Origin of the sequence: Burkholderia sp. Ax-1724 (assembly GCF_011752995.1) — a bacterium.
Lineage (GTDB): Bacteria > Pseudomonadota > Gammaproteobacteria > Burkholderiales > Burkholderiaceae > Paraburkholderia.
Genome location: NZ_VWWL01000019.1, coordinates 90350 through 113972, shown reverse-complemented (window position 1 = coordinate 113972; position 23623 = coordinate 90350). Strand labels below are relative to the sequence as shown.

General features: G+C 65.0%; 23 protein-coding genes and 1 pseudogene. 17 read left to right on the top strand and 7 right to left on the bottom strand.

Features of this window, described 5'->3' with window-relative positions:
* Positions 1-31 precede the first annotated feature (31 nt).
* The 6 genes from F3J19_RS22350 (at position 32) to F3J19_RS22325 (ending at position 6485) form a co-directional block, all read left to right on the top strand.
* Complete coding sequence (locus F3J19_RS22350) at positions 32-1378, top strand: MFS transporter (protein WP_167046170.1); 1347 nt, start codon at positions 32-34, stop codon at positions 1376-1378.
* A gap of 62 nt (positions 1379-1440) precedes the next feature.
* Entirely contained in the window at positions 1441-2181 is a 741-nt protein-coding gene (locus tag F3J19_RS22345) for an SDR family NAD(P)-dependent oxidoreductase (protein WP_167046167.1), read from the top strand.
* Complete coding sequence (locus F3J19_RS22340) at positions 2178-3023, top strand: TIM barrel protein (RefSeq protein ID WP_240159139.1); 846 nt, start codon at positions 2178-2180, stop codon at positions 3021-3023. Before F3J19_RS22345 ends, F3J19_RS22340 begins: the two co-directional genes overlap by 4 nt.
* Before the next feature lie 12 nt (positions 3024-3035).
* The gene (locus F3J19_RS22335) at positions 3036-3923 is read left to right on the top strand and encodes an amidohydrolase family protein (protein WP_167046161.1); all 888 of its coding nucleotides are present in this window, start codon (positions 3036-3038) and stop codon (positions 3921-3923) included.
* A 27-nt stretch (positions 3924-3950) separates the two neighbouring features.
* A complete protein-coding gene (locus F3J19_RS22330; RefSeq protein ID WP_167046158.1) occupies positions 3951-4961 on the top strand; it encodes a Gfo/Idh/MocA family oxidoreductase in 1011 nt (336 codons plus the stop codon).
* A gap of 174 nt (positions 4962-5135) precedes the next feature.
* Complete coding sequence (locus tag F3J19_RS22325) at positions 5136-6485, top strand: MFS transporter (protein WP_167046155.1); 1350 nt, start codon at positions 5136-5138, stop codon at positions 6483-6485.
* A 132-nt stretch (positions 6486-6617) separates the two neighbouring features.
* On the opposite strand, the gene F3J19_RS22320 is transcribed toward F3J19_RS22325, so the two are convergent.
* Together F3J19_RS22320 and F3J19_RS22315 are read right to left on the bottom strand one after the other, a co-directional pair.
* A complete protein-coding gene (locus tag F3J19_RS22320; protein ID WP_167046153.1) occupies positions 6618-7604 on the bottom strand; it encodes a sulfonate ABC transporter substrate-binding protein in 987 nt (328 codons plus the stop codon).
* Positions 7605-7633: 29 nt separating this feature from the next.
* A complete protein-coding gene (locus tag F3J19_RS22315; protein WP_167046150.1) occupies positions 7634-8473 on the bottom strand; it encodes a MetQ/NlpA family lipoprotein in 840 nt (279 codons plus the stop codon).
* 229 nt (positions 8474-8702) lie between these two features.
* Between F3J19_RS22315 and F3J19_RS22310 the strand changes: the two genes are divergently transcribed.
* Together F3J19_RS22310 and F3J19_RS22305 are read left to right on the top strand one after the other, a co-directional pair.
* Positions 8703-9383 carry a protein-L-isoaspartate(D-aspartate) O-methyltransferase gene (locus F3J19_RS22310; RefSeq protein WP_167046147.1) on the top strand — a complete coding sequence of 227 codons (681 nt, stop codon included), beginning with the start codon at positions 8703-8705 and terminating at the stop codon, positions 9381-9383.
* Between the two features lie 173 nt (positions 9384-9556).
* Positions 9557-9916: a hypothetical protein gene (locus tag F3J19_RS22305; RefSeq protein WP_167046144.1), complete on the top strand. Its 360-nt coding sequence runs from the start codon at positions 9557-9559 to the stop codon at positions 9914-9916.
* A gap of 85 nt (positions 9917-10001) precedes the next feature.
* Here the strand turns inward: F3J19_RS22305 and F3J19_RS22300 are convergent, their stop codons facing one another.
* Together F3J19_RS22300 and F3J19_RS22295 are read right to left on the bottom strand one after the other, a co-directional pair.
* Positions 10002-10982, bottom strand: coding sequence for an amidohydrolase family protein (locus tag F3J19_RS22300; protein WP_167046141.1), 981 nt, complete (start codon positions 10980-10982; stop codon positions 10002-10004).
* Positions 10983-11064: 82 nt separating this feature from the next.
* Positions 11065-12393, bottom strand: coding sequence for an MFS transporter (locus F3J19_RS22295; protein WP_167046138.1), 1329 nt, complete (start codon positions 12391-12393; stop codon positions 11065-11067).
* A 269-nt stretch (positions 12394-12662) separates the two neighbouring features.
* Here F3J19_RS22295 and F3J19_RS22290 point away from each other — a divergent pair, with 269 nt between their 5' ends.
* From F3J19_RS22290 to F3J19_RS22250, 9 genes and pseudogenes are all read left to right on the top strand, one after another.
* Positions 12663-13565 carry a LysR family transcriptional regulator gene (locus tag F3J19_RS22290; RefSeq protein WP_167046135.1) on the top strand — a complete coding sequence of 301 codons (903 nt, stop codon included), beginning with the start codon at positions 12663-12665 and terminating at the stop codon, positions 13563-13565.
* A 148-nt stretch (positions 13566-13713) separates the two neighbouring features.
* On the top strand, positions 13714-14313 hold the full coding sequence (locus F3J19_RS22285; RefSeq protein ID WP_167046132.1) for a 2'-5' RNA ligase family protein: 600 nt from the start codon (positions 13714-13716) through the stop codon (positions 14311-14313).
* Positions 14314-14507: 194 nt separating this feature from the next.
* Positions 14508-14912, top strand: coding sequence for a DnaJ family domain-containing protein (locus tag F3J19_RS22280; RefSeq protein ID WP_167046129.1), 405 nt, complete (start codon positions 14508-14510; stop codon positions 14910-14912).
* A 200-nt stretch (positions 14913-15112) separates the two neighbouring features.
* Positions 15113-15652, top strand: a pseudogene (gene tadA, locus F3J19_RS22275) (tRNA adenosine(34) deaminase TadA); the annotation flags it as partial.
* Between the two features lie 224 nt (positions 15653-15876).
* Positions 15877-16803 carry a muramoyltetrapeptide carboxypeptidase gene (gene ldcA, locus F3J19_RS22270; protein ID WP_167046124.1) on the top strand — a complete coding sequence of 309 codons (927 nt, stop codon included), beginning with the start codon at positions 15877-15879 and terminating at the stop codon, positions 16801-16803.
* Positions 16804-17212: 409 nt separating this feature from the next.
* Positions 17213-18163: an allantoinase PuuE gene (gene puuE, locus F3J19_RS22265; RefSeq protein ID WP_167046121.1), complete on the top strand. Its 951-nt coding sequence runs from the start codon at positions 17213-17215 to the stop codon at positions 18161-18163.
* Positions 18160-18681: a 2-oxo-4-hydroxy-4-carboxy-5-ureidoimidazoline decarboxylase gene (gene uraD / locus F3J19_RS22260; protein ID WP_167046118.1), complete on the top strand. Its 522-nt coding sequence runs from the start codon at positions 18160-18162 to the stop codon at positions 18679-18681. The genes puuE and uraD overlap by 4 nt, the downstream gene beginning before the upstream one ends.
* Positions 18682-18784: 103 nt before the next feature.
* The gene (alc, locus tag F3J19_RS22255; RefSeq protein ID WP_167046116.1) at positions 18785-19795 is read left to right on the top strand and encodes an allantoicase; all 1011 of its coding nucleotides are present in this window, start codon (positions 18785-18787) and stop codon (positions 19793-19795) included.
* Entirely contained in the window at positions 19792-20304 is a 513-nt protein-coding gene (locus tag F3J19_RS22250) for an ureidoglycolate lyase (protein WP_167046113.1), read from the top strand. Before alc ends, F3J19_RS22250 begins: the two co-directional genes overlap by 4 nt.
* Positions 20305-20495: 191 nt before the next feature.
* Here the strand turns inward: F3J19_RS22250 and F3J19_RS22245 are convergent, their stop codons facing one another.
* The 3 genes from F3J19_RS22245 to F3J19_RS22235 all read right to left on the bottom strand — a co-directional run bounded on the left by F3J19_RS22245 (position 20496) and on the right by F3J19_RS22235 (position 23584).
* Positions 20496-21845, bottom strand: a complete 1350-nt coding sequence (locus F3J19_RS22245) for a type II toxin-antitoxin system HipA family toxin (protein WP_167046110.1) — start codon at positions 21843-21845, stop codon at positions 20496-20498.
* On the bottom strand, positions 21842-22108 hold the full coding sequence (locus F3J19_RS22240) for a helix-turn-helix transcriptional regulator (RefSeq protein ID WP_167046107.1): 267 nt from the start codon (positions 22106-22108) through the stop codon (positions 21842-21844). The genes F3J19_RS22245 and F3J19_RS22240 overlap by 4 nt, the downstream gene beginning before the upstream one ends.
* 282 nt (positions 22109-22390) lie before the next feature.
* Positions 22391-23584 carry a urate hydroxylase PuuD gene (locus tag F3J19_RS22235; RefSeq protein ID WP_167046104.1) on the bottom strand — a complete coding sequence of 398 codons (1194 nt, stop codon included), beginning with the start codon at positions 23582-23584 and terminating at the stop codon, positions 22391-22393.
* Between the last annotated feature and the right edge of the window lie 39 nt (positions 23585-23623).

Sequence of the window (23623 nt, the reverse complement as noted above, 5' to 3'; positions counted from 1 at the left end):
CGGCGCCGCAGAAATCAACGATGGAGACACGATGAATCCGACCCCGACACCGCCGACGTTTTCCGCGAGCGCCGGTGCTGCCGTGCCGGCCTCCGCACGCACGCGGGCGCGCTTCGGCATCCTCGCGCTGCTCGCGATCGGCACGATGATCAACTATCTCGATCGCAGCGTCGCGGGCATTGCCGCCCCCAGCATGAGCCACGAGCTGGGCCTGACGCCCGCGCTGATGGGCGTGATCTTCTCCGCTTTTTCCTGGACCTATACCGCCGCGCAGATTCCGGGCGGCGTGCTGCTCGACCGGGTCGGCACGCGCTGGACCTATTTCTTCGCGCTGACGCTGTGGTCGCTGTTCACGGGGTTTCAGGGGCTCGCGGCCGGCTTCGTGTCGTTGCTCATCATGCGGCTTCTGATCGGCGCGGCCGAGGCGCCGTGCTTTCCGACCAACAGCCGGGTGGTCGCGGTCTGGTTTCCGCAGAGCGAACGGGCGCGCGCGACGGGCGTCTACACGTTCGCCGAGTATGTCGGCCTTGCGTTTCTGAGCCCGCTGCTGTTCTGGCTCGAACAGCGCTACGGATGGCGCGCGCTGTTCGGCATGGTCGGCGCCGTGGGCGTGGCGTTCGGCGCGGTGTGGCTGCTGCGCTTTCGCGAGCCGCATGAGTCGAAGGCGGCGAACCGCGCCGAACTCGATTACATCGCGGACGGCGGCGGCGTGGTCGACGGCAGCCGCGAGACGATGCAGTTTCGCTGGTCCGACATCGGCGCGCTGCTGCGCCGCCGCAGCATGCTCGGCATCTGTATCGGCCAGTTCGCCTGTAATTCGACCAACGTGTTCTTTCTCACGTGGTTTCCGACCTATCTCGCCACCGAGCGTCACATGCCGTGGCTCAAGGTCGGCATGGTCGCGGTGCTGCCGTTTATCGCCGCCTCGGTCGGCACGCTGAGCGGCGGCTGGATTTCCGACGCGATGCTGCGCCGCGGCATCTCGCTGAACTGGTCGCGCAAGCTGCCGGTGATTACCGGGCTGCTGGCCGCCTCGAGCATTGCGCTCGCCAACTATGTCGATTCGACCGCGGCCGTGATCGCGATCCTGTGCGTCGCGTACTTCGCGCAGGGCATGTCGGCGCTCGCCTGGATGATCGTCTCCGACATCGCGCCGAAGGGTCTGCTCGGTCTGAGCGGCGGCATCTTCAACCTGTTCGCGAACGCGGCCGGCATCGTCACGCCGCTCGTGATCGGGCTGATCGTCAACGCAACCGGCTCGTTCGTCTACGCGCTCGCCTTCATTTCGGCGGTCACGCTGATCGGTGCGCTGTCCTACGTATTCGTGGTCGGCGACATCAAGCGGATCGTGCTGAAGAGCACGGCGGCCCCGGTGTGAACCTCCGCGGTGTGAAGTCTTCTCCCCGAACTCTTGTGCAACCTCAAAAGGAAACGTTCTCCATGAGCCACTCATTCGACGGCCAGGTCGCGATCGTCACCGGCGCGGCGCGCGGCATCGGGCTTGGCATCGCACGCCAGCTGAAAGCGGACGGCGCTCGCGTCGCGATCTGGGACCTCGACGTCAGCCATTGCGACGCCGCGCAGCTCGGCTTCGAGCCGGACCATCTGCAATCCGTCGACGTGTCGTCCTACGCGTCGGTCGAGAGCGCGTTCGAGGCGACTGTCGCGGCACTGGGCCACGTCGACATTCTCGTCAACAACGCGGGCATCAACGGGCCGGTGGTGCCGAGCTGGGAGTATCCGGTGGAGACCTGGCAGCGCGTGCTCGACGTCGATCTGAACAGCGTGTTCTACGGCTGCCGCGTCGCGGTTCCGCATATGCGCGCGCGCGGCGGCGGACGCATTCTCAACGTCGCGTCGATCGCGGGCAAGGAAGGCGTGCAGTTCATCTCCGCGTATTCGGCGGCGAAGGCCGGCGTGATCGGCTTCACCAAGGCGGTCGCGAAGGAACTCGCGCGCGACAATGTGATGATTAACTGCATCGCACCCGCGATGGTGGAAACGGAGCTGTTCCGCGAGATGTCGCCCGAGCACATCGAGGCGAGCAAGGCGAAGATTCCGCTCGGCCGTTTCCTGCAAATCGAAGAGGTCGGCCGGATGGTGAGCTGGATCGTGAGCCCCGCATGCAGCTTTACGACCGGCTTCACGTTCGATTTGACCGGCGGGAGGGCCACCTATTGAACCCCGCTCAAAACCCTGCGCGTTCGCTTGCCGTCGCGCATTTGACAGCGCTCGAGTTCGCGCCCGCGCCGTTGGTGCGGCTCGCCGCGCGCGCCGGTTTCGCTGGCGTCGGCTTGCGCATGCATCCGGCCATGCCTGGCGGCATCGCGTATCCGGTGATGGCCGGCACTGACGCGCATCGCGAGTTGCGCGACGCGCTGGCGGGCGAGGGCGTCACCGTGTGCGACGTCGAATTCATTCCGCTCGTGCCGACGCTCGATGCCGCCTCGTTCGCGCCGTTGTTCGAAGCGGCCGCCGGGCTCGGCGCGCGCTGCGTGAGCGTGTCCGGCGACGATCCCGACGCGGCGCGGCTCGCCGCGAATCTGGCCGCGCTCGCCGAACTCGCGCAACCGTTCGGATTACGGATCGATCTGGAATTCATGCGCTGGCGCCATGTCGGCACGCTCGCCCAGGCGCGCGCGGCGCTCGAACGCGCCGCGCATCCGAATCTCGGGCTGGTGATCGACGCGCTGCATCTGTCGCGCGCGGGCAGCACGCCGGACGATGTCGCCGCGCTGCCGCCGCAGTCGGTCGGCTTCGTGCAGTTGTGCGATGCGCCCGCCACGCTGCCGGCCAACGACGACGAAGCGATTCTCGAAGCGCGTACCGCGCGGCTCGCCCCTGGCGACGGTGCGCTGCCGCTCGAAGCGCTCTTGCGCGCGGTGCCGCCGCAGGTGGCGTTGAGCGTCGAGATGCCGATGCCGGCGCTGGATGCCGAAGCGCGCCTCGAACTGGCCTATCGCGGCGCGCGCCGCGTCGTCGAGCGCGCGGCCGCGGCGGCGGGATCGGCGCCGGCCGTCTGAGTGGAGCAGCCCATGAGCCTATTCGACGAAGACAAGATCGACTGCCATTGCCACGTGTTCGATCCGATCCGCTTTCCGTATCGCGACGACACCACGTATCGGCCCGCGCAGCAGGAAATCGGCACCACGGCGCAGTTCGTGCGCGTGATGGATGCGTATGGCGTGCGCCACGCGCTGCTGGTCGGTCCGACGAGCGGCTATCGGACCGACAACCGCTGCCTGCTCGACGCGCTCGAAACCTATCCGACGCGCTTTCGCGGCATTGCGGTGGTCGACAACGACATCAGCCGCGGCGAGCTTGCCGCGTTGCGCCGCGCGGGCGTGGTGGGCGTTGCGTTCAATCCGGCGATGGAAGGCATCGAGCTCGTGCGCGAAGCGGGCGTGCTCTTTGGTATGCTCGCCGACCTCGGCATGGTCGCGCAGATTCAGGTCGCGGGCGACCAGATGGCCGAGCTTGGCCCCTGGCTCGCCAGCCAGCCTGCCGCGCTCGCCGTCGATCATTGCGGCCGGCCGAACAGCGTGGACGGCGTGGCTCAGGCCGGCTTCGACGCCTTGCTGCGTCTCGCCGATAGCGGCCGCGCGTGCGTGAAACTGTCGGGCTGGCAGAAGTACTCGCGTACCGCGCATCCGTACGAGGACACCCGGCCCTATGCGCAGGCGCTGTTGCGCGCGTTCGGTCCCGAGCATTGCGTGTGGGGGTCCGACTGGCCGTTCCTGCGCGCGCCGGAGCGGCTCGATTATGGTCCGCTGCTGACGCTGTTCGAGACGATCGTGCCCGATGCCGACGTGCGGCGGCAAATCCAGTGGGACACGCCGCGCCGGCTGTTCGGTTTCGACGAAGCGCATGGCGGGGAGCCTGCCTCGTCGCCGCGCGCCCGTGTCGAATCTCTTGCTTCCTAACCTGTTTCCCGGGATTTTCTGAACACCATGGACACTATCAAACCTCTGCGTTTCGGCGTGCTTGGCGCCGCAAAAATCGCGCGCTCGTTTATCGCCGGTGTCGCGTCTTCGCCGCTCATCGACGTGGTGGCGGTCGCGAGCCGCGATCTCGAGAAGGCCAGACAGTTTGCGAGCGAGGTCGGCGTGCCGCGCGCGCACGGCTCGTACGAAGCCTTGCTCGCCGATCCTGACATCGAGGCGATTTACGTGCCGCTGCCGAACACGATGCACGCCGAGTGGGTCATCAAGGCGCTCGATGCCGGCAAGCACGTGCTGTGCGAAAAGCCGATCGCGATCTCGAAGGACGAGACCGTCGCGATGTTCGAGGCCGCGCGCCGTAACGGCCGGTTTCTCGCCGAGGCCTATCCGTACCGCGCGCAGGAGCAGACGCTCGCGCTGCGCCGCCTGCTCGACGAAGGCGCGATCGGCCGCGTGCAGACCGTGTTCGCGTGCTTCGGCGTCAAGTTCAGCGATCCGGCCAATATCCGCCTCGACCCCGAGCGCGGCGGCGGCGCGTTGCTCGACGCGGGCAGCTACGCGATGAGCATGGTGCGCATGGTGGCCGGCGAAAAACCCACGCGCGTGAACGCGGTGGCGCGCTGGTCGGACACGAAAGTGGACCTCACCGTGATCGCGAACCTCGAATTTCCGAGCGGCCTGCTCGCGCAGATCGCGTGCAGCTTCAACACGGCCTACCACCGCCACGCGCTGATCTCCGGCACCGACGGCATTCTCGAGACGACCTTCCTCAACAGCCCGCCCGATGCGGGGCTGCCCGAAATCCATCTGCGCCGCGGCGTGCCCGCGACGACGCCGCGCGAAACGATCAGCGTGGCGGGCGGCAACGGCTTCCTCGCCGAGGCGGAAAGCTATGCGCGCGCGGTCGCGCTTGGAGCCGAGCACTGGAACGGCAGCAGCGAGCAGGAGTCGATCGATACGATCGCGACGCTCGAAGCGATTGCGCGCAGCATTCGTTCGGGCAACTGGGAAAACGTCTGAACGGCTGCGTTGATCGCGGCTTTTCCCGGTTCATCGTGACGTATGAAGGCAGGGCGCGCCACGCGGCGTGCCGGGTAACCGCGAGCCGAGGCGGGATGTCGCGCATCGGCTCGCGAGCATGACAGACGCAAAGACGCATCGACAACATTTGCGCTTTCCATATCGGAGACAAAGATGAAGCCTGACACAACGCTTTCTTCACCCGCGGACCTGGCGCTTGCGCCGGCGCGCCGCTCGCGAGCCCGCTTCGCGATTCTCGCGCTACTCGCGATCGGCACCGTCATCAACTACCTCGATCGCACGGTGCTCGGCATCGCCGCGCCGAGCCTCACGAAGGAACTTGGCCTGTCGGCCGGCGTGATGGGCATCGTGTTCTCCGCTTTCTCGTGGACCTACACGCTCTCGCAGATTCCGGCCGGCCTGCTGCTCGACCGCATCGGCGCGAAAAAGACCTATTTCCTCGCGGTCTCGGGCTGGTCGGCCTTCATCATCCTGAACGGACTCTCAGGAGGACTGATTTCGCTGATGATCTATCGCCTCGGACTCGGTGTGGCGGAATCGCCCTGCTTCTCCGCGAATAGCCGCGTGGTGGGCCACTGGTTTCCGCAGCGCGAACGCGCACGGGCAACCAGTATTTATCAGGTGGGGCAGTACATCGGCCTTGCCGTGTTCAGCCCGCTGCTGTTCTGGATCATCGAGTCATTCGGCTGGCGCGCGATGTTCGTGATCGTCGGCGCGGTCGGCCTCGCGTTCTCGGTCGTGTGGTGGCTGCGCTATCACGAGCCGCACGAGTCGCGCACGATGAACGACGCGGAGCGCGAGTACATCGGCGCGGGCGGCGGCCTGTCGACGGCTACCGACGCACAGCGGCCGTTTTCGTGGCACGACGTCGGCCGCCTGCTGCGTCGCCGTGAAATCTGGGGTGCCGCGATCGGCCAGTTCGCCGGCAACTCGACCGTGGTGTTCTTTCTCACGTGGTTTCCGACCTATCTGGTCACCGAGCGTCATATGGCGTGGCTCAAGATCGGCTTCTTCGCGATCCTGCCGTTCCTCGGCGCTTCGGCCGGCGTGCTGTTCGGCGGCTGGGTGTCCGATCTGCTGCTGCGCCGTACCGGCAACGTGAACCTCTCGCGCAAGCTGCCGATCATCACCGGCCTGCTGCTGTCGGCGTGCATCGTGGTCGCGCTCTATGTGCAGAGCGATACGGCCGTGATCGCGGTGCTGTCGCTCGCGTTTTTCGGTCAGGGCATGGGCGGGCTCGGCTGGTCGATCATTCCCGATATCGCACCGAAGCGCCTGATGGGACTCACCGGCGGTATTTTCAATTTCACTGCGAACATCGCCGGCATCGTCACACCGATCGTGATCGGTGCGATCGTCTCACTGACGGGGTCGTTCTACTGGGGGCTGATGTTCATCGGCGCGGTGGCAATACTGGGCGCGGCGTCGTACATCTTCATTCTCGGCGATATCAAGCGGATCGAATTGCCAGACGATACGGCGCCGCTGAAGCGGGCGGCATGAGCGCGTCATAGTAGTCACGATCGGTGACGACAACCGCGTGCGGTGATTGCATCGACATGGCAATCACCGCACGCGGTGTTCGTGCTCACGACTCGAACTGATAGTACGGGTTCATCTCATAGGCGCCTGCCGCTACGCGAGATTCGAAGGCGCGGCCTTCAACACGTCGACATGCTTCGGAATCAGGCGGAGTTCGAGGAACGTATCGGCAATCTGCTGCTGCTCGCCGAGAATCGCGCGGGTAATCGGCTGCGTGCCGAACTGCTGGCGCTGCACGGCCGTGTCCACGACCGGTTTCGGCAGACCCCAGAGTTGCGCCAGTTCGCTCGCGAGTGAGTCGCGGTTCTGCTGGCCCCATTGGTCGATCTTGTCCAGTTCCTCGATCACGATGCGGATCACGTCGGGATTATTCGCGGCATAGCTCTGCGACGAAAAGTAGTACGCACGATTGCCGACCACGCCGTTCGCATCGGCAATCACGCGCGCGCCGAGCGATTTTTCCGCGGCCGCGAAGAACGGGTCCCAGATTACCCATGCGTCGATCGAGGCGCGCTCGAATGCGGCTCGCGCATCGGCGGGCGCGAGAAACACGGGCTTCACGTCGGCGTATTGCAGGCCATGCTGACGCAGCAACTGCACGAGAAAGTAGTGGACGTTGCTGCCCTTGTTGAGCGCGATCCGTTTACCCTTGAGGTCCGCGACCGAGCGGATCGTCGATTGCGGCGGCACGAGCACCGCTTCGGATTGCGGACGCTTGACCGTCGCGGCGACGTACACCAGCGGCGCGCCGGCGGCCTGCGCGAAGATCGGCGGTGCTTCGCCGACGTCGCCGAAATCGATCGAGCCGACGTTCAGTGCTTCCAGTTGCACGGGACCCGCCGCGAACTCGGTCCAGCTGACCGAGACGTTGAGCGGCGCGAGCCGTTTTTCGAGCGTGCCGCGCCCCTTGAGCAGAGTCAGATAACCCTTCTGATTGCCGATGCGCAAGGTGCGCGAGGTTCCCGAGGTTCCTTGTGCGAAAGCGGGTGGCGCGCTGGCGGACGATGCGGCGAGCGCCGCGGCGCCGAGCGACAGTTTCAGGAAGGCGCGACGATCGCGGGTCGTTCGTTGAGTGGACATGATGGCGAGCGGTGGAAGAAAGAGGGTGGTCAGTGCTGCGGCGCGCCGTCCCATGCCGGCAGTGTCGCGCCGCGATAGACGCTCAGAATCTCCGAGGCGACATTGGCCTGCTGATAGCTGTCCACGATAACCTTCACCCAGGGGGTGCGCGCATCGTTGGCATTGACCGCGATGAAGTTTCGATACGGATTGCCAGGCACTTTTTCCTGCGCGATGCGTTGCTGCGGAATCTGGATGCCGGCCTTGATCGCCCAGTCGGTATTGACGACGGCTGCGTCGAGATCGCTAATCGCCCGGCCCACGATGCCCGCGTCGAGTTCCTTGATACGGATGTGCTTCGGGTTGTCCGCGATGTCGCGCGCGGTCGGCAGCAGACCGACATCGGGCCGTAGCCTGATGAGCCCGTTCGCCTGCAGAAGCAGCAGCGCGCGGCCTTCGTTGCTCGGATCGTTCGGCACGCCGATTGTCGCGTTCTGCGGCAGCGCCGCGACCGATTTCACCTTGACCGAATAGAGGCCGATGGGCTGCACATAGGTGAAGCCGACCGGCACGATATCGTAGTGGCGCGCGGCGATCTGCGCATCGAGATACGGCTTGTGCTGGAAGGAGTTCGCGTCGAGGTCGTGCTGCGCAAGCGCTTCGTTCGGCTGCGTATAGTCGGAGAACGTCGTGACCTTCACGGTGATGCCCTGTCTGGCCGCATTGGCCGCGACCGCGCGCCATACGTCCTCGTCTTCGCCGGACATGATGCCGACGCGCACGGTCTGTCCGGCCGCGTGTGCCGGTTGCGCGCCGACGATGCCGCAGACGAGAAGAGCCGCGAGCAACGGAGAAAGAAAGGCGGTCTTGAGCAGGTTCGTTGTTCTCATGATCTTGCTGTTATCGAATGAAGGGAAATGAAGGTCATCAGATCGTAGAGAGGCGCCCGTGGCCGCGCAAATAATATCGAGCGCTATCGTTATCGCGGATAAGCGCAAGGCCGCGGGATGGAGCAGGGCGGTTCGCGGGACGGCCGCGCACGCGTTGCGCGCATTCCGGCGGCACGGCTTATGCTGGGTTGATGGGGCCGGTCGGCGTGGCGACCGGCAGGAGGCTGCGATGAGCGATTTCACCGAGGCGCGCGAGCGCATGGTCGAGCGGCAGATCGTGCGCCGGGGCGTGCGCGCCCCCCACGTGCTGGCGGCGATGCGCAGCGTGCCGCGCGATGCGTTCGTGCTGCCGGGCTGGAGAGAATTCGCCTATGACGATTCGCCGTTGCCGATCGGCGGCGGGCAGTCGATCTCGCAGCCGTTTATCGTCGCGAGGATGCTCGAAGCGGCGGCGCTGCATCCGGGCGACCGCGTGCTCGATATCGGCACCGGCTCCGGCTATGCCGCCGCGATTGCCGCGCGGATCGTGGCGAGCGTCGATTCGATCGAACGCGACGCCGAACTGGTCGAGGCCGCTCGCGAACGCCTGGAGCGGCTCGGTTACGCGAACGTGGCGGTGCATCTCGGCGATGGCACCGCCGGCTTCGCGGCACATGCGCCTTATGACGCGATCGTCGCGGCCGCGAGCGGCCCGCACGTGCCGAAGGCGTTGCTCGCGCAGCTTGCGTGCGGCGGCCGCCTCGTGATGCCGATCGGGCGCGAGGCGGGGCGCCAGCGGCTCGTGAAGATCGTGCGCCGCAGCGAGCAGGAATACGAGGAAACTTCGTTCGACGAAGTGAGGTTCGTGCCGCTCGTCGGCGACGACGGCTGGCCCGAGCGGGGAGGGTTGACGGGGCGGCCGGAGTGGTGAGAAGGGAAGCCGCCGCGCCGGCGTCAGGCCGACGCGTTCGCGGGTCCCTTTAGAACGCGATTGAAAATGGTTGCCGGATGGCGGGCCGGATCGGCCACAATGTAAGTAATGAGGCAGCAGCGGATATCTGGCGCCTCGCTTCGATCCAATGGAAATAGAGTGACGACATGATAATGAGCCGGATCAACGCCTGGCTGCTCGGGCGCTTGCCATCGCGCAGACTCTCCGTCTCGCTATCCCTGAGCGACCAGGGTCTTACCGTGAAGCACCCGCAAGGCGAGCAGTACATTGCCTGGCAGGATATTGGCGAAGTGGTCGCCACGCGGTCGGATCAATTGGTCGGGAATACTATCTTGCTGCTGGTCGGCCTGAACGATGGCCGTACCCTGACCGTGCCTGAGGGCGATCCCGTCTGGCATGATCTGGCAATGAAGTTGCCGGCGTATCTGGCCGGCGCAAAACCCTATGAGGAATGGGCGCTGCGCTCCGCTTTTTCCGCCGAAACACCTCGCGTCGAGGTATTCCGGCGTTGATCGCAGCGCTCATATCCGGGCGGGTGTCGATCACCGTCATGCTCGCCGGGAGCATGAGCGTCTCCCGATTAACCCCTTGGCGTTCCTAGAAACCGAACACCCGCAGCGCATTGTTGCCGCGCACCGCCTCGCATTGCTCCTTCGGCAGACGCGCGGTGTTCGCAAACGCGCCGCGAATATCGTGCACCTGATGCGGCCAGTCGGTGCCGAACATCACGCGATCCGCGCCGACGACCGAGACGAGAAATTCGAGCGAGGCCGGACTGTACGTGATGCAGTCGTAGTAGATATGGCGCAGATAGTCGATCGGCTTGCGCTTCATCTGACGGCGCTGCGGAATCTCGACCTCGTTGCCCTTCTCGAAGCGGCCGGCCAGATACGGCAATGCACCGCCCGCATGCGATGCGATGATCTTCAGGTTCGGGTACTGATCGAAGAAGCCCTCGAAGATCATGCGCGTGATCGCGAGCGTCGTGTCGAACATGAAGCCGACGGCCCAGCTCAGATCGAACTTCGTCATGTCCATCAGTTCGGCGCCCGGCGGATCGGTCGGATGCACGAGCACCGGCAGCGCGCGCCGGTCGATCTCGGCCCAGATCGGCGCGAACATCGGATCGGTGAGGCTGCGTCCCGCCACGTTCGCGAGCACCATCACGCCGCTCGCGCCGTTATCGCAGGTACGGCGCAGTTCTTCGAGCGCGGCCTGCGGATATTCCCACGGCAACGACGTGAACCAGCGGATGCGCCCGGGGTACTTCGTTTGCGCTTCGGCAAGCGTGTCGTTCGATTCGCGCGCGGCGAGGCAACTCGTTTCCTGATCGCCCCAATAGACGTTCGGGCAGGTCAGCGAAACGACCGAGATGTCGATGCCCGATTCGTCCATCTGACGGATACGCATGTCGAAATCGAAATGACCCTTCTGCGGAATCACGACCGGCGTGTTGCCGCGAAACACTTCCTGCTGCCCGTCGGGGCGGGTCTGGATGTTGTAGGCACCGCCTCGCTGCCGCAGCAGTTCGAGCCATTTGTGCGTGAAGATGTGCGTGTGAACGTCGATGACAGGCATGCAAGCTCTCCGGAAAAAGAAAGGGCATGAAGGCGCTCCATGCGCCTTCGGTTCGAGGCGAACGATTCGCGATACTGACGATCTATCGATGCGAATCGCCGTGCGGATAGGAGGGAAGCGGCGCGGGCGCGGCAAAATCGTTGCCGTCGTGTGCGTGACGGTTCAGCATGAACGCGCCGATCAGGCCGAGCGCGAAGAACACCGCGCAGAAATGCGCAGGCATCATGTTGTTGCCGCTCACATGCAGCAGCCATGTGAGCACGAGCGGCGACAGGCCGCCGAACAGCGCCGCGCCGATGTTGTACGAGATCGCGAGTCCGGTCGAGCGGACTTCGGTCGGAAAGAGGCCGGCGAGCGCGGTTGGAATCGGCGCGTTCGAGGCACCGATCAGCAAGGCGAAGCTCAGTTCGACCGTGAGAATCGACGCCATCGACGGCGCGTTGACGATCCAGTAGTAGGCGGGATACAGCACGACGAGAAACAGCACGAGCGAGACGCGGATCATGCGCGCGCCGCCGATGCGGTCGGCGAGATGGCCGAACACCGGAATCATCACGACGCGCAGCAGCACGCTCGCGAGCAGCACGGTGAACGGCAGCGTCACCGGCATATGCAGATTCTGCACCGCGTAAATCGGCAGATACGTGATGATCACGTACGACATGACGTTGAGCGCGGCGCTCAATGCGAGCGCGACGAACAGCTCGCGCGGATAGTGCGTCAGCACGCGCGAGAACGGCACCTTCGCGCGCTGGCCGAGCTTCTCGAACGCTTCCGTTTCGGGCAGATTGCGGCGGATATAGAAACCGACCGGACCGATCAGCAGACCGAGTAGAAACGGCAGGCGCCACGCCCACGATTCGAGCGCCTCATGCGTGAACAGATGCGTGAGTGCGCTGCCCATCGCGACCGCGAGCAGCGCACCGAGCGCCTGCGCGAACATCTGCCAACTGCCATAGAGATTGCGGCGCGTCGGCGGCGCGTACTCGATCAGCATCGCGGTGGCGGTGCCGAATTCGCCGCCGGCCGACACGCCTTGCAGCAGACGCGCGCACAGCACGATCGCCGGCGCGATCAGGCCAATCTGCGGGAAGCCCGGCGTGAGGGCGATCATTGCGGCGGAGAGAGTCATCAGGGCGATCACGAGCGTCAGGCCGGCCTTGCGTCCTTTGCGGTCGGCATACATGCCGAGCAGAATCCCGCCGAGCGGACGCACGACGAAGCCCGCGCCGAACGTCGCGGTCGTGAGCATCAAGGCGGCGTATTCGCTGTCGCTCGGAAAGAACTGTTTGGCGATGATGATCGACAGAAAGCCGAACACCACGAAGTCGTACCACTCGAGCACGTTGCCGAGCGTCGATGCCACGGCGCCTAGCCAGCGCCTGCGTGAATCGGTTGCTGTCGTTGTCACGACTGTCTCCTGCGAGGGCTCGCCTGTCGTTTTATCCGGTCGCGCCCGTCGCTTCGGCGCGCCGCCGCGCTATTGCATGGCCGTGCCGGTCTGCCGGCGTCGGTGCAATGCGTAGGCAAGCAATGTAGGGTACTGTCGGCATGAAAACAATCGAACAAAATCAATGCTTGCATAAAGTAACTTTATGATTGTGCTTTTGCTGGATTGTCTCGATGGCCTTGTCCTCACGACCCCTGCCTTCATGATCTTGCCCTTATGACCTTGCTCTCATGACTCCCACGATCAAGCAACTGCGCGCGTTCGCACTCGTGTGCCGGTTCGGCGTGCTCACGCGCGCGGCCGACGAGCTGTTCATCACGCAGCCGGCGGTGAGCGTGCTGATTCGCCAGATGGAAGAAGCGCTCGGCCTGCGCCTGTTCGATCGCACGTCGCGTGCGTTGCGGCCGACGGCGGCCGCGCACGAAATTCTGCCGGCCGTCGAGCGCATGCTGCGCGATCTCGAAACGATCCAGTCGAGCGCCAAAGAACTGACGGGGCGCAAGCGCGGCCAGTTGCGTTTCGCGGCCACGCCGTCGATCGCGGCGGCGATCGTGCCGAAGCTGCTGGCGGAATATCGCGCGCTCTATCCGAACATCGAGGTGTCGGTCGACGACGCCGCGCCCGATCGGCTGACCGCCTCGACGCTGACCGGCGACGTCGAATTCGGCATCGGCACGATCAGCGACCGGCTCGACGGCATCACGCTGCAATGCCTCGCGCGCGACCGGCTGTGCGCGATCTGCCGCAAGGATTCGGCGCTCGCGAAAAAGCGCCGCGTAAGCTGGAAGGATGCGTTGCAGTACCCATGGATCGGCATCCGTTCGACGAGCGGCATCCGCACGCTGATCGACGAAACGCTGTTTGCGCTCGGCACGCGCAAGCCGGTCGAATACGAGGTGTCGTATATGACGACCGGGCTTTCGATGGTGCAGGCGGGTCTCGGTATCGCGATCTTTCCGGGCATTCTGCTCGGCGCCTTTCCGCACCGCGATCTCGTCGCGCGCAAGCTCGAAGCGCCCGCCGTCACGCGCGACGTGAACCTGATCCGGCGTGCCGGGCATTCGCTCTCGCCGGCCGCCGAGTCGTTTATCGAGCTTTGGTACAAGCGCATCGGCAAGCCGGCCGAGGTGTAACCGGGGCCTGGTTTTTTTGCGTGGGGCATGAAATACTGTATGAATATACAGTATGATGGAAAGACCGGCCGCGAGTGCAGGCGGCGCGCGCAGCGCACGAACGGACACGTGAAAACTCGCGCGGAAACCAGCGAAGGAACGAGGCAAGATGCCTGAACAACTGTGGCTGCCCGGACTCGAGGCGCCGCCCACGCCAACCGACGGACTTTTTTTCGCCGTCTTTCCCGACACCCATACGGCGGCCGGCATCGCGAAGTTCGCGCGGCAGCTCTGCGACGAGGCGCGCGCGCGCAGCAAGCCGCTCGCGGCGGGCCGCCTGCATGTCACGCTGCGCCATCTGGGGAATTTCGCGGGCGGCTTGCCGCCGGAATACGTCGACGCGGCGAAGCGGGCGGCCGCCGCGGTCAGCATGGCGCCGTTCGCGGCCGAGTTCGACGCGCTCGAGAGCTTCGCGAAGAAGCCGCGGCCAGGCCCGGCGGTGCTGGTCGGCGAGGATGGCGTACAGGGGCTGCATAGGCTGCACGAGGTGCTCGGCGGGGCCTTGCGAACCGCCGGTTTCGGGCCCAGTTTCGGGTCCGATACACACTTCGAGCCGCACGTGACGCTCGCCTATGGGATACCTTGGGCCGAGCGTCGCCCGGTCGAGCCAGCGGGCTGGAACGTGCGGGAATTTGCGCTGATCCACAGTTTGCTGGGGCGTACGCGGCACATCGTCCTCGCGCGCTGGCCGTTGACGGGAGAGCCTTGATGGAGAGTGAGCGGTTGGTCGGCGGCGGGGCTTCACCCGGGTTTCGCTCCTGGGGGCGGCAAATTCGCGCGATCCAGAAAAGCCACGAAGGCTACGAAGGCCACGGATCGGCGGCGGTTTTATGCCGGCGAGGCAGCCTGAACGCTCGTGCGCTCCCTGATAGAATGCACGGGCCGCAACGTAGTGGATTGCAGATGAAATTGCTTGATGCGCTTGTCGAACAGCGTATTGCCGCCGCCGCCGCCGCGCGCGGAGAGTTCGACGACTTGCCGGGTGCGGGAGCGCCGCTGCCTCTCGACGACGATGCACTGGTGCCGCAAGAGGTGCGCGTCGCCAACCGGATTCTGAAAAACGCGGGTTTTGTGCCGCCCGCTGTCGAACAGTTGCGCGCGTTACGCGACCTGCAAACGGAGCTCAATGCCGTGAGCGATCCGGCAACCCGTTGCCGTCTTCAGGCGCGCATGCTCGCACTTGATATGGCGCTCGAATCGCTGCGCGGCGGTCCGCTCGTTCTGCCGCGCGAATACTGCCGCCGGATCGCCGAACGTCTGTCGGAGCGTGCCGGCAATCCCGATCAAACCGTCGCGGGTTCACGGTGAGCGAGCCCTTCGTTCAAGCCGCTGCAGCGGATGCGTCGGGGCCGGCCGAGGGCTGTAGCGGGTCCGGTTGCGCGGGTGCCGGGAGCGGCAGTGCGAGTGCGAACGCTGCCGACGTCGCTGCGCCATCTTCGCCGGCTGTCGGTGCCGAATCCGCTCGTGCTGACGTAGCCGGTACTGCCGTGGCGCCGGTGGCCGATGGCATCGCGGCTGCTTCCGCTACCGCCGCCGTCCCACCCGAGTCTCCCGAAATCCCCGTCGTTTCCGAACGTGACCTGCGTTTCATGGCACTGGCCCAGGCCGCCGCCGAAGAAGCGCGCGCGGCGGGTGAAGTGCCGGTCGGCGCGGTCATCGTGCGTGGCGAGGAAGTGATCGCGAAGGGCTTCAACCATCCGATCGGCGCGCACGATCCTTCCGCGCATGCGGAAATGGTCGCGTTGCGCGCCGCCGCGCAGGCGCTCGAAAACTATCGCCTGCCGGGCTGCGAACTCTACGTGACGCTCGAACCTTGCCTGATGTGCGCCGGCGCGATCATGCACGCGCGCATCGCGCGGGTCGTGTTCGGCGCGCGCGATCCGAAAACCGGCGCGTGCGGCAGTGTCGTCGATGCGTTCGCGAATCCGCAACTGAACCACCACACGAGCGTGAGCGGCGGTATGCTCGAAACCGAATGCGGCGAGGCGCTGAGTTCGTTTTTCGCGGAGCGGCGTCGCGCGAGCCGGGCGGCCCGCGCGGCGGCGCGAGGCGAGGTCGTTGGCATGGGCGAAGAGACGGGAAAAGCCACGACAGGAAGCGGAGAACAGGCAGCGGAAAAATCCACGGAAAAGACGGCTGACGCCAGCACGCAGGTTCCGGCCAATAGCGCAGCGACCACCAGCCTCGACACCGCGACCGACACCGACCGCCCCAGCAGCGAATCGCCCCCAACTCCGCCGCTCTAAAACGACAACCCGCAACGGGCCTTGCCATGATCGCTCATCGCACCATCGAACTGATTGCGCCGTCCGGGTATCCGCATGATCCGGAAGGCTTGCATCGCGCGTTGCATCGCTTGCGCGCGCAGGGGCATCGGGTCGAGGGCGAAGCGGCGGCGATGCGCCGTTATCAGCGTTTTGCCGGCACCGACGGCGAGCGCGCGGCCGATCTGAACCGGCTCGCCGATCCGTCGCGCGCATTGCCCGACGTCGTGCTCGCCGTGCGCGGCGGCTACGGCGCGGTGCGCATCCTGCATGGCCTCGACTATGAAGGGCTGCGGCGGCGGCTCGTCGATCAGCCGGTCGCGCTGGTCGGCCATAGCGACTTCACCGCGGTCCAGCTTGCGCTGCTCGCGCGCGCCGGCGTGAAGACCTTCGGCGGCCCGATGCTGATGAGCGATTTCGGCGCGGAAGAGCTGAGCGAATTCACGATGCGGCATTTCTGGTCGGCGTTGACGAAGCCGTCCATGACCGTGACGGGCAACTCGCCGCAAGCGCAGACGGTCGACGTGTCGGGCATGCTGTGGGGCGGCAATCTGGCGGTGCTGGCGTCGCTGGTCGGCACGCCGTACATGCCGCCGGTGCAAGGCGGCATCCTGTTTCTCGAGGACGTCAACGAGCAGCCGTTCCGCATCGAGCGGATGATCTATCAACTGCATCTGGCCGGCATTCTCGCGCAGCAGCAGGCACTCGTGCTCGGCGATTTCTCGGGCGGCAAGACCTACGAGTACGACAACGGCTACGACCTGCACGCGATGATCGAGCAGGTGAGGGCGTTGATCGGCATTCCGGTCGTCACGGGGCTGCAGTTCGGCCATATCCGCAACATGCTGACGCTGCCGGTCGGCGCGGACGCGCATCTCGTCGCCAACGCGCACGGTTTCAGGTTGACGTTGTCGGGTTATCCCTGCCTGGCCTGAGGCCGGAGGGCTGAACGGGGCGCATAGAGCAGGACGCAGACGGGCAGGAGCGGGCGGGAGGAAGCAGAGACGTGAAGACGTTAAAGACGTAAGCGGGCAGCGCTGGCCTGCTTTCTTTTCATCATCAAAACGCAACTAACCGACAGTGCCTGGGGCTCCCCACATTACGGCATCCTGAGCGTCGATCACAACCCCATTGCACCCCCGCCATCCACGGGTAAACGCTAAAACCGCGGCCCCGCACATACATTCCGTGTAACACGCACTATCTGCCCATGTGTATGGGCGCACCCGGACGTTTTCGCTACACTGGGTCAACTCGGCGAGCCGGTATGAATCCCATACCGGCCCGCGCATTGCCCGAGCCTCACATGCATTTTTCGTCCCGTTACCACGCATTCGTCAGCCCATGCCACTCGACCCGAACTACCCACGCGATCTGATCGGCTACGGCCGCCACCCGGTCCACGCGAACTGGCCGGGACGCGCGCGGGTCGCGGTGCAATTCGTGCTCAATTACGAAGAGGGCGGCGAGAACTGCGTGCTGCACGGCGACCCCGCATCCGAGCAGTTCCTCTCGGAGATCGTCGGCGCGGCGGCGTATCCGGCGCGTCATATGAGCATGGAGTCGATCTACGAATACGGCTCGCGCGCGGGCGTGTGGCGCATCCTGCGCGAATTCGAAAAGCGCGGCCTGCCGCTCACGGTGTTCGGCGTCGGCATGGCGATCGAACGGCATCCCGAGCTCGCGCGCGCATTTGTCGAACTCGGTCATGAGATCGCCTGCCACGGGTATCGCTGGATTCACTATCAGGACATGTCGCCGGAGAAGGAGGCCGAGCACATGCGCCTCGGCATGGCAGCGATCGAGCGTGTCACGGGCACGCGGCCGCTTGGCTGGTACACCGGGCGCGACAGCCCGAACACGCATCGGCTCGTCGCCGAATACGGCGGCTTCCTGTACGACTCGGATTACTACGGCGACGACCTGCCGTTCTGGATGGACGTCGAGGTGACGGGCGGCCGGCAGGTGCCGCAACTGATCGTGCCGTACACGCTCGATACCAACGACATGCGCTTTGCGACGCCGCAAGGCTTCAATACCGCCGATCATTTCTTCACCTATCTGCGCGACGCATTCGACGTGCTCTACGCAGAAGGCGCCGAAGCGCCGAAGATGCTGTCGATCGGCATGCACTGCCGGCTGCTCGGGCGGCCGGGGCGGTTTCGCGCGCTGCAGCGCTTTCTCGATCACATCGAACAGCACGAGCGCGTGTGGGTCGCGCGGCGCGTCGACATCGCGCGGCACTGGCACGAACATCATCCTTACCAACCAGACAACCGCGAGGCAGCGGCATGAAGGCGATGCAATACACCCTGGACCAACTCAACAGCCTCTCTACCGACGCGTTCGTCGCGGCGCTGTCGGGCATCTTCGAGCACTCGCCGTGGGTCGCGGAAATCGCGGCGCGCGAGCGGCCGTTTGCGAGCATCGACGCGTTGCATCACCGGATGTCGAAGATCGTCGAGACGGCCGGCGAAGCCAGTCAACTCGCGCTCATCAACGCGCACCCGGAACTGGCCGGCAAGGCCGCCGTGCGCGGCGAGCTGACCGCCGAATCGACGCGCGAGCAGAGCGGCGCGGGGCTTGCGCAATGCACGCAGGCGGAGTTCGACAAGCTGCATGCGTTGAATCATGCGTATCGCGAGAAATTCGGCTTCCCGTTTATTCTCGCGGTGCGTGGCTACGACCGTCACGGCATCATCGCGAACTTCGAATCGCGCGTGAACAATAGCCATGCCGACGAAATGCGCGCGAGCCTCGATCAGATCTATCGCATCGCACGTTTCCGGCTCGACGACCTGATCGACGCGTGACGTCATCGCGCCCGGCAGGCGGGCGTAGCCGGTCATCCGGCGCAGGCCGCGAACCGTAACGTTTTTTCCGCACCCATACCAATCGATATCAAGGACGACAAAGATGGCACTTCCGATTCTCGATCCCAACGCACCGGAATTCACGCGCCGTTACGTGAACCTGGCGGACCCGCGTCTGGGCGCGCAGGCGCTCGCGGCCAGCGACGAATTTTTCGCGCCGAAGGACCGCATGCTGAATCCGGAGCCGGCCGTCTTCATTCCGGGCAAGTACGACGACAACGGCAAGTGGATGGACGGCTGGGAAACGCGCCGCAAGCGTACGACCGGCTACGACTGGTGCGTCGTCAAGCTCGCGCGGCCGGGCGTCATCAAGGGGCTCGACCTCGACACGAGCCACTTCACCGGCAACTTCCCGCCGGCGGCGTCGGTGGAAGCGGCGCGCGTCGTGGATGGCGCGCCGAACCAGGCGACGCAATGGACCGAGATCGTGCCGTCGACTACCTTGCAGGGCAATAGTCACCACTACCTCGAGGTCAGCGACGCGAACGCGTACACGCATCTGCGCGTGAACATCTATCCGGACGGCGGCATCGCGCGTCTGCGCGTGTACGGTCAGCCGCAGGTCGACTGGGCCGGCGCGAGCCGCACCGAGCAGTTCGATCTCGCCGCGATGGAAAACGGCGCGTATCTGGTCGGCGCGAACAACCAGCACTTCGGCGCGGCCTCGACGATCCTGATGCCGGGCCGCGGCGTCAACATGGGCGACGGCTGGGAAACGCGCCGTCGCCGCGAGCCGGGCAACGACTGGGCGATCGTCGCGCTCGCGCAGCCGGGCGTGATCCGCAAGATCGAAGTCGACACCGCGCACTTCAAGGGCAACTATCCGGATCGCTGCTCGATCCAGGCCGCGTACGTGAAGGGCGGCACCGACAGCTCGCTCGTCACGCAGGCGATGTTCTGGCCGGTGCTGCTCGGCGAACAGAAGCTGCAGATGGACAAGCAGCATTTCTTCGAAAGCGAGATCGCGGCGCTCGGGCCGGTCACGCACGTGCGCTTCAATATCTATCCGGACGGCGGCGTGTCGCGTCTGCGTCTGTGGGGTACGCTCGAATGAAAACGCTCGCCATCGAACCGCTGACGAAGGACGCATTCGCCGCATTCGGCGACGTGATCGAACTCGACGGCGCACGGCAGATTCCGATCAATCTCGGCACGACGATCCGCTATCACGATCTCGCGAAAGTGGACGTGAGCGACGAGAACGGCCGCACGCTTGTCAATCTGTTTCGTGGTCAGCCGCGCACGCTGCCGTTCGAGGTGAAGATGCTCGAGCGTCATCCGCTCGGCAGCCAGGCGTTCGTGCCGCTCAACGACAAGCCGTATCTGGTCGTCGTCGCGCCTGTGGGCGAACTCGACCCGGCGCGGATTCGCGCGTTCGTGACGAGCGGCTGGCAGGGTGTCAACTACGCGAAGGGCGTGTGGCACCATCCGCTGATCGCGTTGGGGGAGGTGAGCGACTTTATCGTTGTCGATCGCGGCGGGGACGGGCTCAATCTCAACGAGCAGGATCTCGACGAGCCGCTGTGGCTGACCGAGGATGCGTTGAGCGCGGTGGCGGTTTGATGGCAAGACGACTGCCGGATAGCCGGTAGCGTGCCGGTTTGAAGGGGAAGCCCGCGACGTAGGGTATGTCGCGGGCTTTTTTATGGGGGCGGTGGTTGGCGAGACGAAAACGCTGGCTTCAGAGGTTGCATGAAGGTTTGCATTCAGGCTTGCATCAAGGGCCGCGTCAACGTCGACGCCAGCGTGCGCGCTCAGCTTCGCCTGCCAAGCAGCGGCGAATGTCCGATCACCTCTCTTGTCCGTTCGGGCGGCTCGGGCGCCGAAAATCCCGCTGCTTCGATTGCCGGCTTGAGCCCCTTGAATTGCAGGCTTTTCTTCGAGGAGCGCAACGAGGCCATGCCGTCGTCCCACGCATGCAGCATCTGCTTGGCGAGCGCGCGCCACTGCGGTTCGTTGCGGGCCGCTTCGATCAGTTCATGGCCGACGTCGACCGCCGAGTCGCATAACGCCTCGACCATCTGCGCATATTGACGCGGCGCGATACCCATACGGGTGTTGAAAAAGCGCTCCAGTGTCTTGCCGGCTGCCCAGGTCTTGCGGCCGTCAACGGCCAGGCCCGGCGGATTGGCTGCGAAGCGCGGATATGCCTGCGTCGTTACGACGTCGTAGACAGGCGTGAACGCGACATCGTCAATCGAGGTATAGAACAGCGCGACATTCTTGGTGTGGCAGTCCGCATTGCGCACGACGTAGTTCGTCAGCAGATGCCAGCCAAGCTGCTGAAGTTGCGCGCGCATGGCGTCGCGATCGAGCAGATAGGCGCGCGCGGCGTTGAGCAGCTTTTCGCTGGTCGAATTGTATTTTTCGTGCGGCGGCAAGCCGAGCAGGCCGCACATGTCTTCCACGCCATATGCCGGAAATCCCTGCGCATCGACGTCGAAGCGTTCGACGATCAGCGCGCGGCCATCGTCCGACATCCGCGTGCGCGCAACCGGCGCAACGCCGAGCCTCTCCAGCACGCGCATCGAATAGAACTCGTTGAAACCGAGAAACGGCGTGTTGTCGTCCGAACCCTTGACGATGTGGCGGCTCGTTCGAAGCGTGGGTTTGCCGAGCGGCAACAGCGTGGGCGCAACGGGCGGCGTCGCTTCCGGTGCGATGAACTTCGGCACGACGCCTGAGATGGCGGCCCGCGCGTATTCGCGGACGAGCTGCGCAAAATGTTCGGCGGAGTTGTCGCCGTGCAGGATGTCCTCGACGTCGAGCGCCTGGAGTTCGGTGCCCGGCGCGACCCCTTCGGGCGTGACCGTGACCCGGCCAATCCCCATCGAGCCCACGACGGCAAGCAGCGAGAGATCGGTGCCGTCGAGCAGCGGCCCGAACTGCTCGCGGATCAGATTCAGCAGATAGCCCTCGGGCAGGTTCTGCCGGAAAAACGGATGCAGGTCACGCGGCCAGCGCCAGGCCTCTTCGCGCACCGGCATCGTCAGGCTGATGAAGTCGGCCGCGCTCGCGTCGCCGTTGTATTTGAGCACATAGTCGTCGCGTTCGCGAAACAGCGTGGCGACGTTTTTGCCGAGTACCTGGACGTCGAGCTTCATGGCTGCGCGTCCGGGCTGCGCTGTTCCGCGAGGATGTCTTCGAGCGTGCGGCCGTGTCCGTGAGCGACGAACTTGAGGTCGTAGCCGGCGGCTTCGAGCAGGCGCACGAGCACGGACACGCTCATGTCGTTTTTGGCGAGCGTTTCCATACGTGCGACGGTCGTGCGGGCAACACCCGCGCGGCGCGCGAGTTCTTCCTGCGACAGGTTGCTGTTGCGCCGCACGGTTTTGAGCATCTCGGAGACATCGGCGAGGTGGGTCATTTGTAGCCTCAGGGCATCAAATTCGGCGAATTCAGCTTGAATTGTAGCCCAGGAGACACAGAAATGCGATTTATTTTTGTGCCTCTTGGGCTACATTTTTCCCGTTTTCGATGCTTTTTGTGGCCTCAGGGCATCAACTCAGGGCGTCAAAGTGCTATATCGATTCTGCCGACCACATACGCCACCATCGCCAAACGACAGCGGGCTTGCCGCTCCCGCGACAAGCCCGCGTCACATTGCAGCCTCGACTTCGGTGCCGGATCGCTCGCCCGGCACCCACCCTTACTTCGCTGCGCCTCCCTCGAACCACGCCGCGATCTTCATCCGTTCCTCATCGGTCATGTGCGTGACGTTGCCGAGCGGCATCGCCTTCAGCGCGACCGCCTGCTGATAGATGCGCTGCGCGTTCTGCGAGATTTCGTCGGGCGTATCCATCATCACGCCGGCCGGTGCGCTGCCCATCATCGTCGGATGGGCGGAGTGGCAGGCCACGCAGCGCTGCTGCAGCACCGGCGCGATGTCGGCGACCTTCAGCGTCGGCGCGTTGGCGGCCTGCGCCTGCGGCACCACCGGGCGCGGCATGGTCCACGCGAGCGCGACGCACATCAGCGCGACGCCGACGAGCGGCAGATACCACAGCACCTGGCCGCGATGGCGCATCACGAAGAACTGGCGGATCAGCGCGCCGGCCAGCATGATGACGACGAGCACGGCCCAGTTGTACGGATGCGTGTAGGTCATCGCGTAGTGGTTCGACAGCATCGCGAACACGACCGGCAGCGTGAAATACGTGTTGTGCACCGAGCGCTGCTTGCCGCGCTTGCCGTAGATCGGGTTCGGCGTGTCGCCCTTGAGCATCGCGTCGACCATCTTGCGCTGGCCCGGAATGATCACGAAGAACACGTTGGCCGACATGATCGTCGCGAGCATCGCGCCCATGATCAGATACGCCGCGCGACCCGCGAAGATATGGCAGGCGAGGTACGCCGCGATCAGCACGTAGGCGCCGACGCAGATGCCGAGCAGCTTGTCGCGCGTGCCGAGAATGCGGCACAGCGAGTCGTAGACGATCCAGCCGGCCGCGAGGAAGCCGATTGCCGAGGCGACCGCGACCACCGGCCCCATGTCGAGCACGTTCTTGTCGATCAGGTAAGTGCTCGGCGAGAACAGATACAGCACGGTAAAGAGACCGAAGCCCGACATCCACGTCGTGTACGACGGCCACTTCGACCAGTGCAGGTCGTCAGGCATTTCGGGCGGTGCGACCGTGTACTTCTGCATGTTGTAGAAGCCGCCCCCATGCACGTGCCACAACTCGCCGAACACGCCGCGGCGGCGCTGGTTCGGATCGGTCGGCGGTTTCAGGCTGTTGTCGAGCGCGACGAAATAGAACGATTCGCCGATCCACGCAATCGCGGCGATGACGTGGAACCAGCGAATCGCGAGGTTCAGCCAGTCGGTGATAAAGCCTTCCATGAAACTCCTCCACTTCTGATTCGTTGTGCGCGCGATGAC